This is a genomic window from Ensifer sp. SSB1 (genome assembly GCF_016652895.1).
Taxonomy (GTDB): Bacteria; Pseudomonadota; Alphaproteobacteria; order Rhizobiales; family Rhizobiaceae; genus Ensifer.
The window spans coordinates 1-10,960 of sequence record NZ_JAEPRP010000016.1; the positions used below are offsets into that span (position 1 = coordinate 1).

Here is a 10,960-nt window from a genome sequence, read left to right on the forward strand (position 1 = left end):
CTTTCGACACCACCGACCGTGCGGGTGATCACGATCTCCGTCGACGCCAGGAAGGTCGTATTCAGGTTTGCTGCCAGGTTGGTGTTCTGCGCTGCGGTGACGGCATAGATGCGGAACAGCTCGGCGCCGGTGCTCCCCGACAGGATATAGGTGTCGCTGTCGGCGCCACCGTCGATGATGTCGCGGCCGTGCGTGCTGCCTTGATTGATGGTGTCGTTGCCACCACCGGCGAAGATGATGTCGTTGCCACCACTGCCATTCAGCGTGTTTGCCGCGTTGTCACCGACCAGAATGTCGTTGCCGTTGCCGCCGTCGATCGATCCGGCGGTGTCGCGCACCACATCGACGTTTGCCGTATCGGTCCCTGTTCCGCGGTAGGCGAAGCTGCCGCCGTTATTGCCATTTCCGTTGCCCGTATCGGTGATCGTCACGCCGCCAGCGCCGAGGGTTGCCGTTAGGCTGCTTGTCTGCGTGATGGCCGAGATTGCCAGCGGGCTGTCGGGATCGATATCGTTGGCAAGCAGGGCCCAATTCGGGATCGTGAACGGGTTGCCGTTGGTCCAGTTCGTCACGATCCGATCGTTGTTTGCGATCATGGGGTCGTCCACCGCGACGACGTTGATCGTCGCTGTCGCCGCCTGGCTGTCGCGGAAGCCATCATTCACCGTCACCTCGATGGTGCGCGCTGTCGTGGCCGGGGTGTCGGACGAGTTGGAGAAGCGGACGGAATCGATCGCGCGCTGGTAGTCGGCGGCACTCGCCTGACCGGTGAGCAGCAGGACGAATTCGCCGCTGATTACCGCCTGCGAGGCTGCGATGGCGGCCGGGCGGCCATTGGCGGTCGTCGCGGTCAGCGTGTCTCCGTCGGCCATGTTCTTCAGTACGATGCGAGCCGATGCAATCATCTCGCTTGACGAAATGCCGGAGAGGCTCGAGATGCCGACCGCACCCTGATCTTCCGTGAAGGTGCCGCCCCAACCCGTCGAACCGTCATCGACCGGTGTGGTGTACTCGACGTTGACATTGTCGATCCGCACCGTCTCGTTGCTGTTGTTCACGCCACTGAAGACGAAACGGACGGCCGATGTCGCCGAGAAGGGACCGGTCAGCGCGAAGCTCGGGCCGCCATTGTTGGAAGCGCCCGTGATTGTCTCTAGCGTGGTGAACGTGATGCCATCGCTCGAGAACTGCACCTCAAGGGTCTCGCCGTTGTCCAGGCCGCTTTCTTCGTAATCGAAGCGCAGCGTCGCAGTGCCGGCGCCAACCATGGAAAGATCGACCGTCCGGGTGATCGTGGCTCCGGGTGGTGTCGAGCCCGTTCCGGTATCCTGCCGGAATTCGAGCTGGCCGCCATTGATGCGAATTTCGCCCGTGGTTGTCGCGTTGGCCGTACGGTCGCCAGCCTCTGTCCATGGCGTGGTCCAGGCTGCCGATCCGTTGGAGTTGGCGTAATTCGCCGAACCGAACGCGTCACGGTAGTTTGCGCTGTCAAACGCATGCAGGTCGATGGAAGGGCCGCGAAGGTCCAGCACCCGATCGGCAAACTGAATGCGTTCGATGTTGAAGAGGCGGTCGGTCCCCTCGGATTCGAGGTTGCGGCCGGTCGCCGGGTCGACGATGCCGACGGTCGGGTTGACGTGGGCGACGGTTACGCTGCCGTCCGCATTGTAGGTGATCTCGTAATTCTCGAAGCTGTCGTAATAGACAGCCGTGTCGATATCGCCTTCCTTGCCGCCGTCGAGGATCTCTCGGACGACCTGCAACTGGCTCGGCTTGATCTCGCCGGAGAACAGGCGGCTCTGGATTTGGGCGATCGAATCGATGCTGAAGGCAGCCCATCCCTGGCCTTCACGCGGCGTGACAAGGATGCGTACGTTCAGCCACTTGTCGCCGTCGATGATGTCGTTGCCGCCCATGCCGCGGATTGTGTCCGAGCCGCCGCCGCCAAGGATGATGTCCGAGCCGTCGGACGTATCCATGACCGCGATCTCCCTTGCTCCGGCGGGATTGATCGGAAGGCCGTTGGCATCGAGATTGTGCGGATTGTAGAGGTCGAAGCGCGGAAGGTGGGCGACCAGTTCCCGCAGGCCTGCGATCCGGTCGACGTTCTTTTCGAGCAGCGCGTTGGAGAAGCTCTCGATCGGTGCGTCGGCATCGACCTGTGAGGCATTTCCGTTCGGGTCGTACCCACCGATGACCACGTCGCGGCCGGTGAGGGTGTCGTTGCGGTCCCAGCCGGAAAGTCCTTCGACCAGATCATAGCGGTCGCGCAGGATGTTGTTCTGCTGGTTGACGAAGATGCTGATGTTCATGTTCGCATCAGCGTCGTAGTTGTTGTTCTTGAACGTCGTCCAGTCGAAGCCGGCCATGCCGTTCGAACGGTTGATGCCGATACCCTGAACCATGATGTCGTCGCCGGATTCGGCGTCGAAGTCGGTATCGTTCTCGCCGGCGATCATCACGTCATGGCCGATGATGCGCGAATTGAAGAACAGTTCCGAGTTATCGCCGGTAAGCGTCGTCATGTTGCCCTGGGCTTCCATCCAGTCGTCGCCCTCGTTGCCGAGGATGGCGCCACCACCACCGGTGGGCGCGCGGATGAAGTCGTTGCCCTGACCGCCCGAAAGCGTCTTCTGATCCTCGCCGCCGGCCAGCACGTCGTTGCCGTCACCACCGAAGATCAAATCCAGGCCCATGCCGCCATTGATGACGTCGTCGCCACCTTCGCCCTTGATCACGTCGCTGGCGCCGATGTCGGTTCCGCTATCGGTGATGATATCGTCACCGTCGCCGCCGTGCAGGTGGTCGACGCCGAAGCCGCCCTCGATGCGGTCGTCGCCGCCTTCGCCCCAGATCGTGTCGTCGCCGGCGCCGCCGATCAGAGTTTCGCCGGCATTCGTACCGCCGAGCACCACGTGTTCCTCGCCGGTGAAGCGCAGATAGTTCGTGCCGCGAATGACGAGGGAGTCGGTGCCCGTGACTGCAGAGATCACGTCCGCCTCACGGGTCGGATCCGCATTGCCGAGCCCGTGGTTCCACTGTTTGGACTGATCCATTGTGATGACGTAGTCGGCCGTTTGGAAGGCCGAGCCGTTGATGTGAAGACCGCTGTCCTCGGTGTCGGTGTTGCGGCGGATGAGATCGGCGAAGCTGTCTGCCTCGAGTTCGTTGAGCAGGTTCTGCCCTTGCGTGCGGCTGAGATAATAGAAGCGGTCGCCGTTCTGGAGGTTCTGGATCTGCAACTCGAAGACGAATGTGAAGGTCGAGCCCAGCATGCCGCCGAAGGGCATCAGCGCCTCGGCAAGACCACCGATCCAGAAGTCCACCTTGTTGAGACCGGTTTCGCGCGTTGCCCATGTGCCGGTCGAATTCAGATAGTCGAGCCGCGCCTGGCGTTCCGCTGGTGTTTCGCCGGCAGCGCCGAAGACGAGGTCCCAGGCGGCGTCGCGCTTGGCTTCGGCCGTGGTGGCGGCGAGGATCGTTTCATGCGTGCCGTAGGCGGCGATGAAGTTGACGATTGAAAGCGGGTTCTTGATGTGTAGGGCGAAATCGGCCCAACTCTCATAGGGCTTGAGGTAGCTGTCGTTCGTCTGTTCGTAGATCTGGCGTCGCGCTTCGTTGAGCGAGGGAATGCCGGTTTCGCGAGCACGGGCAATGTTGACCGTGGCGAGGTCGAGCGGCAGGCCGACGAGGTTGTTGCGCAACGCGCTGGTCATGAACTCGTCGATCTCGTTGCCGACCTGCTGGGTCATGCCACGGATGATGGCGCCGGAGGCAGCATGGGCATCGACACCCGCATTGTTGAAGGCCATCGGGTTGAGGAAGGCATCGATCAGGCCGATTTCCTCCGGCGTCGCCGTTCCCTGGGCACTGAGCTTCAGCATCTCGACGTTTTCGTTGAGCATCGAGTGGCCGAAGCGATAGACGACCTGGGCGAACTCCTCGAAAATCGCGCCGTCGATCTCAACCGAATGCGAGAACACGAAGGCATCGATCTGCGGGGCGACGGCGCGAACGAACTCTTCGAAGACAAGGTGCTGATACACCATCTCCGTCGAGAAGCGTGCCGCCTGGAAGAGACGCTCGCCGTCCCATACGAGGCCAGCAGTACTGGTCGGGAACGTGGTCACGTCGACTAGCAGCCACTCGTTGAGCAGCGCGAGGTCCCCTTCGGCGAGCACCGTCGCCTTGATGGCGCTGACCTGACGGTTGTGTTCGCTGTGGAAGACGGAATGGGTCGCCGTCAGCGCGATGTTCTCGTTGCCGCGGCCGTCGCCGACAACGAAGTGGGCATCGAGCAGTTCGTCGTCATAGGTGACGTTGACGCCGAAGGCGTTCGGAAGGATCGGGTTGCCGGCAACGTCGTCTGCATCCGGGAGCACGGCGACCGGCGCCGTCGCCGGGTTTCGGTCGTGATCCACCGGTCCGCTCGGTACGGCGCTGTGTGCGATGTCGTTGAGGAAGGCGCGGCCCGCGCTGAGGGCAGTCACGGCATCGATCGGGTTCGCAATGTTACCCTCGACAGGTCCCGTGGCGGTCATCATCAGCGGCAGGCCGTTGGGTCCGCGCACGAATTCGCCGTAGAGGTCCGTCACCAGGAGCGGCACGCTATGCACGTTCATGTCGCTCAGTTCGATGCCGAGCAGATCCCTTGCCTGGTTCTTGATGTCGGCCCAGGTCGGCGGTCCACCGGTAGCGCCTTGCAGCATTTCGCCGGTTGCCAAGGGCTTGCCTTCCACGAGCACATACTGGCGCAGGAAGACCTGGTGCGACGGATTGGACGTGTAGACCTGGTTGAGATCGATCCACGGCGTGGTCTCGTTGCGGTGATCGCGGATGTCGTCGGGCGTCCCGAGTTGCCCATCCGGGCCGGCCTCATTCGTTGCGCGGGTGAGGATCATGAAGTTGGTCTGGCTTCCCACGACGTAGAGCGGATCGTCCGGCTGCAGGGGGATGATGACGTTGCCGCTGCCTCCCTTCGAGGTCAGGTCCAGGCCGTGGTCGAAGAACTGACCGAAAATGGTCATGAACCCGTTGAACGAGGCCGTGTCGCCAAGGTCGGCGGCGATGTTCTTGATGAAGACGTTGTCGCCATCCATCGTCACACCGTGAGAGGAAAGCTCGTCGATGATGGCGGCATCGGCGGCCTCTGCTATCGCTTGAGCGGCTTCGGTCGCGCCGTCTCCAGTCAGGATGGCTTCGCGCGCCGCAACGGCTTCATTCAGGTTGGTCGTCGCTTCCGCCAGATCGCTTGCCGCAGCGCTCAACGTCGCGTCGGCGCTCGCAAGCACAGCAGTGGCGCTTGCGGCAGCGCTCTGGGCGCCTTCCACAGCGCTCGTCAATGTCTGCTGTTCGGCAATGGCATCCTGCAAGGCGGCGACAGTAGTTGCGTGTTCAGCCTGTGCGGCCGTCAGCGCCGCCGAAGCATCCTCCAGGTTCTCGACCGACAGAGCGTAGGCGATCTGCGCGTCTTCGCGGGCATCAACAGCGGCGAGGTAGAGCGCGCTGTTCTGGGGCGTCGGAGCGTTCTGGAACGCCGTAAGGGCAGCGCTCTCTGCCTGCTGGGCCAATCCGAGATTGGCAAAGGCGATGTTGCGTGCATCCGTTGCGTCGGACACTGTCGACGCTGCGGCCTGGCTGGCTGCAAGTGCTGTGGCAGCCGCCGCCTGGGCACTTGCGACCGCGGGGGCATGTGCATCGCGCGCGCCGATCGCCGAGGCCAAGGCGGCATTGGCGCTGGCGAGTGCCTGCGTTGCTCCCGACTGTGAGGCCACGGCCGCATCATACGTCGCCTGAGCTGTCGCTTGCGCCGCCTGTGCATTGGCGACGACGACATCGGCGGCGGCCGCCGCCGCATCGGCATTCGCCTCCGCATTTGCCACGGCGGCATGCGCTGCGCGTGCCGCCGCCTGAAGGTCCATCACGGAGCGAACGATGCCGAGTGCTTCCGCGCCCTTGATATCAAGGGAAGCAAGCGCCGCAGCGATTGCCGCGGGGTTGTTCAAAGACTGGTCGGCAACGATGTTGGAGATCAACCGCGGCTGGCTGTCATAAACCGAACCAGTCGGATCGGCATAGCTGGTCTGCTGCCCGTTGCGGGGGTTGATCTCGGCTGGCGCATAGTTCGGCGTCAGCAGCCGCACCATCGTTTGATCCGATGAGCCGAGATGCGTCATGTTCGGCTGGAAGTTGTTGAACGAGCCGTCGACCGTGCGAAGGCCGTATGGAAGGAGCGGGTTGGAAACAAGCTCTGCAAGGGCAGCGCGCGGATCGGCGCCGCCGTCGATGGCTGCCGTGTGAGCCTCCGCGATCTTGATTTGCTTCAGGATGAAGTCGAGATCGTTCCGGTTGAGCTTTACCATTTTTCCCTCCATCGGCGCCATCGCGAAGCCGCGGCCGCCCGTTTCAAACAAAGTTCCACCGTCCGGCGGCGAGGCTGTCCCCCCGGCGCGCCGGTTGCTGTGTTCCGGATTGCCCGGTTCGTGACCCGCGGGCATTTCTGCTGATATTTGTAGGGTGGACGCAGAAGCCCAGGAAAGAAACGTCGCAAGGTCGGACGAGATTGCCGACGAAGGGCGGAGCGCTTTTCCGACTAGCGGACGCGGCATTTGTGGCATTGGACCAATAGATAGTCTGGACCTAGGTCCAGTCCTTCTTTGGACCCTGGATATTCACTGGGGAAGGTCTTTCAATTTAGCAGAATAATGCCATCATCTCCGCGGCGGCTCGGTTGGGACATTGCGTTTCCGCCGCAAGCAATCCGAAAGGAAACCGCGCAGCGTGACTGAGCATTCACGGGGCATTTCGCAGGAGATCGCCGTGCCGGCGAAGCCGGCGGTCATGGTCCGTCGTCGCATGTTGCCGCCGATGCAGGAATGGTTTGGTCGGCAGACCCTTTCCGTGCAGTTCCTGCTCGCAAGCAGCGTGTTGATCCTGCTGGTCGCCGGGGTCTCGGGCTACCTCATTTCTCGCGAAGTTTCCCAGAATGCAGCGGGCGATCGTGCCGCGGCGACGGCGCTCTTCATGCAAAGCATACTCGAGCCGGTCGGTAACGAGTTGGCCCAGACGGGCGAGATTTCGCCGGCGCGCCGGGCGCGCCTCGACCAGCTCTTTGCCGAGCCGCAGTTCAAGGGCCGCTTTCCCTATTTCGAGTTGTGGTTGCCGGATGCGACGGTCGCCTATTCCACCTCCAAGGAGCTGATCGGTCGCCGGTTCAATCCGCCGCCGGGACTCGTTCAGGCGCTGCGCGGCGACGTCGCAGCCGATTACGCGGATCTGACGGCGAGTGAGCACACGCTTCGAAGCCTCAACGCGCGCTATCTCGAAATCTATAGCCCCGTGCGTCGGGCCGACACGGGGGAAGTCGTTGCCGTCGCGGAGATACACGAGGATACGGACATCCTGCATTGGGAGATCTTCAAGGTGCGCCTGATCGGCTGGACGGTGGTCGCGGGCGCCTCCACCCTGATCATGCTCGGCCTGTTCGGCATAGTGCATCGCGGCAGCGCGACGATTGAGCAGCAGCGACTGCGGCTGCAGCAGCGCGCCGAGGAAGCCGAGCGGGTCTCCGAGGAAATCCGTGTGCTGCGCGATCGCGCAAGGATTGCCTCCTTGCGCATGACGGATTTCAACGAGCGGCTTACGCGCGGAATTGGCGCTGATCTGCACGATGGTCCGGCGCAGTTGATCGGCTTTGCCGTCCTGCAGATGGAGCCGGTACGCCTGGCACGGTCCAAGGCCGAGCGCGACGAGGCCCTGGATGTGATCGGAAGGACGCTTGAAGAAACCTTGAAGGAAATCCGCCTGATCGCGCGGTCGTTGCTCTTGCCGGATATCGAGCGCCTGGAGCTCGATCAGGTCATCGCTCGGGCCACAAGACTTCATGAAGCGCGGACTGGGACCCAAGTCGAGGTCGAGGCCAGCGGCAGCAAGTTGACGTTGCCGCCGGTTATCAAGACCTGCGTCTACCGCTTCGTGCAGGAGGGACTGAACAACGCCTACCGCCACGCTGGCGGGCAGGGGCAGGCGGTCCGCTGTCGCGTCGACGGTGTGACCCTGGTGCTCAGCGTTTCCGATAGCGGCCGCCAGTCGGGTGACGGCCATTCTGCCGAAAAGTCGGGTGGCGGGGGCCTGGGCATCCACGGGCTGCAGCAAAGGGTCGAAAGCCTCGGCGGCACATTAAATTTCATCCAGCGGCAGAGCGGTGCGGAACTTAAAATGACGCTGGATCTCGGAGGAGGAATACTCGATGGGTGAACCCACGTCGGTTATCGTCGTCGATGATCACGCGCTCTTTCGAATGGGCGTATTGCAGGCACTCGGGTTGCAGAAACACTTTGCCGTGGTCGGCGAGGGCGGCTCGAAGGACGAGGCGCTCCGGCTCGTCGAAAAACTGCTGCCTGACGTGGCGCTGCTCGACATTTCCATGCCCGGCAACGGGATCGATGCAGCGCGCGAAATCTCCGCGCGCTGGCCCGAGACGAAGGTCGTGATGCTGACGGTTTCGGAGGAGGACGATGATGTGCTGGAGGCGCTCGACGCTGGAGCGGCGGGCTATGTGCTGAAGGGCGCCCCTGCACCCGACTTGATTGCGGCGATCTCGACCGTCGCCGAAGGGCAGGCTTATCTTTCGCCTGCGCTTGGCATGCGCCTCTTCGGCGTCATTCGCAATCGCACCGAAGGACACAGGGTGGAACGGCTGATCGACAAGCTGACGCCGAAGGAGGCAGTTGTCTTCCGCTTGCTGGGGCGCGGTTGCACCAATCGGACGATCGCCGAAGAAATGGACGTGCAGATCAAGACAGTGAAATTCCATGTCGGCCGCCTGCTCACGAAACTCGGTGCAAAGAACCGCGTCGAGGCTGCCCTCTTGGCACAGCGCCACTTGAAGCCTTCGCCAAACCGCAAGGCCTGAGGCAGGCACTGGTCGACCAATGGGCGCGATCCCCCGGGGCAATGGGACGGTCGCGACGGCCTTATTTCCGCTTGGTCATGGCAATGGGGGACGCCGGTGGCTTTTGCGACTGTCCGCCAACCCTTGAACGGGGGGAACTTCTGTCGGAGGCGCGGCGACACTCGCTGGCGCAGAACGGCGCAGCCGCTATCGAGCGTCGGCCCGCCGATCCATGCGAGGGTAGGGCACTTTAGTTGATCCGTCCGCGATCGACCGTACCGTCCGGCAGAACGTCGAGGCGTTGGGCCGCCAGCACCACTTCAAGACGGTTCCTCACGTCGAGTTTCTGCATCAGCAATGTCATGTAGTGCTTGACGGTCTTTTCGCTGATATCAAGACATCTGGCTATTTCGCGATTGGTGCTGCCGCGCATCAGGTGGCGGACGATCTGCTCTTCGCGCAAACTCAGACGCTGTTGCGCCTGCTTGCGTCGGCGCAGTTCTGCAGTCTTCATCGCCATGATGACTTTGGTGGCAAAGCCCGCGGTGATGAATGTGTCGCCATCGTAGACCGTGCGTATCGCCTGATGCAGATCACTGGCGGAGCTGCCTTTGAGCACGTAGCCTGCGACGCCTTGGTTCAGCACCTGGATGGCCGTTTCGATGCTCGAATTCGCTGTGAAGACGATGATCCGTGTCCCCTGATATTTCTGTGCAATCACCTCTATGGCGGCAACTGTGTCGCCCGGCATACTCAGGTCGAGCACGAGGACATGGGGCGAATGCTCTTCGACGATCTTTAATGCGTCGACCGCATTCTCGCCCTTGGCGACGATATTGAGATCACTTTTCCCGGAGTATAAGCTGACCAGACCTTCAAGTAAAATTGGATGGTCGTCGACAAATGCGACTGAAATAGACATAATTTTTGCTCTCCGACGGCAATATGTAAATTACCAACCCTACGATGCAGAGAGACGACTTCCATGCGATCGATATATTGGTCGTGCATGCTGTATGGAAATGCTGAAATATAAATTCGTACTCAAAGTATTGATGTCGAATACATCGAACAGACAGGCGCAAGCGAAGTCGAGTTTCTTTTTAAGGGTGCCCTCCAGCGCGCCCGACACATCGACGATTTGATGGAGATCGCCGCTTATCGGCGCCCCCTAAATTATAGTAGTGCAATAGAGGTCCGTTTTAAAGTGCACGCTTAAGAAACGGTTAATTTGCGAGTTCCATCTGGAGATGCTCCTGCTGGACCGTGAACCACCAAAACTACGCGTGCTATCTGACGGGCAAGAGGTCGCTGCCGTATTTAGATTTGCTGCTTGCTCAAGCGGCGGGTACGCGCGCACAAACGGGAGCGCCACAGGTCGAGCGCGCACCCCGCAAACACCTGATCGGCGTCCATCCGAGGCTACCAGTGCCACGGAACGTGTTAAACCCGGTGCGCACTTGTGCTGTGGAGAGGAGCGGATTCAGTCCTTGAAGCCGATCGCTCTCTTAACGCCCAACTTGAGCAGTTTTTCGGCCTGAGAAATCGGGAGCCGCTCGATAAGTATCTCGGAGTAATCGTAGTGCGTCGCTCCGAAACGCTCCTTGAAATGGGAAAGGGATGCCGAATTGCCGCTCTCGCCCAGGTGATAGTAACGACAGCCTGTCCGACACGCGTCTTCTATCGAGAGTTTTTGGAGCAGATCGTTGGCGCGGGACGTTCCCAATGCAACTCGGTCGATTGCGCCCCGGGCGTCATTCACGTTTTTTCCCATCAAAACGAGGGACGCCGCAACCGGTTGCCCATTCACCCATGCTGCCCAGACCTTGCAGGATGCACCGAGCGCCTCCTGGATTTGATAGAGCTTTTTGATGGGATCTCGCCTTCCAAAGCGGAACTTCGCTAGCCAGAGCGGTTCGTTTTGCTGTTCAGCCCACCGTTTGACGGACCTCTCAAGCAAGTTGTGAAGGAGCGGGATTAGTTCGCCGTTGCTACTGCTTTTTACGATGACGGCCTCTCGCTCGGCTTTGCGAATACTGACCCTTGTCGCTTTGGTGAAGAGTTTGC

The 10,960-nt window shown here is 61.4% G+C and carries 5 protein-coding genes; 2 read left to right on the forward strand and 3 right to left on the reverse strand.

Annotated elements, in window-relative coordinates; genetic code table 11:
- The coding region (locus I8N66_RS06195; protein WP_291150971.1) for a peroxidase family protein at positions 1-6,362 on the reverse strand (6,362 nt) is incomplete at its 3' end.
- 418 nt (positions 6,363-6,780) lie between these two features.
- Here I8N66_RS06195 and I8N66_RS06200 point away from each other — a divergent pair.
- Entirely contained in the window at positions 6,781-8,256 is a 1,476-nt protein-coding gene (locus tag I8N66_RS06200; RefSeq protein ID WP_291150974.1) for an ATP-binding protein, read from the forward strand.
- The gene (locus I8N66_RS06205; protein ID WP_291150977.1) at positions 8,249-8,914 is read left to right on the forward strand and encodes a response regulator transcription factor; all 666 of its coding nucleotides are present in this window, start codon (positions 8,249-8,251) and stop codon (positions 8,912-8,914) included. The genes I8N66_RS06200 and I8N66_RS06205 overlap by 8 nt, the downstream gene beginning before the upstream one ends.
- A 229-nt stretch (positions 8,915-9,143) precedes the next feature.
- Here the strand turns inward: I8N66_RS06205 and I8N66_RS06210 are convergent, their stop codons facing one another.
- Together I8N66_RS06210 and I8N66_RS06215 are read right to left on the reverse strand one after the other, a co-directional pair.
- Positions 9,144-9,815 carry a response regulator transcription factor gene (locus I8N66_RS06210; RefSeq protein WP_291150980.1) on the reverse strand — a complete coding sequence of 224 codons (672 nt, stop codon included), beginning with the start codon at positions 9,813-9,815 and terminating at the stop codon, positions 9,144-9,146.
- 561 nt (positions 9,816-10,376) lie between these two features.
- A partial coding sequence (locus tag I8N66_RS06215; protein WP_291150983.1) for a GNAT family N-acetyltransferase occupies positions 10,377-10,960 on the reverse strand: 584 nt, incomplete at its 5' end.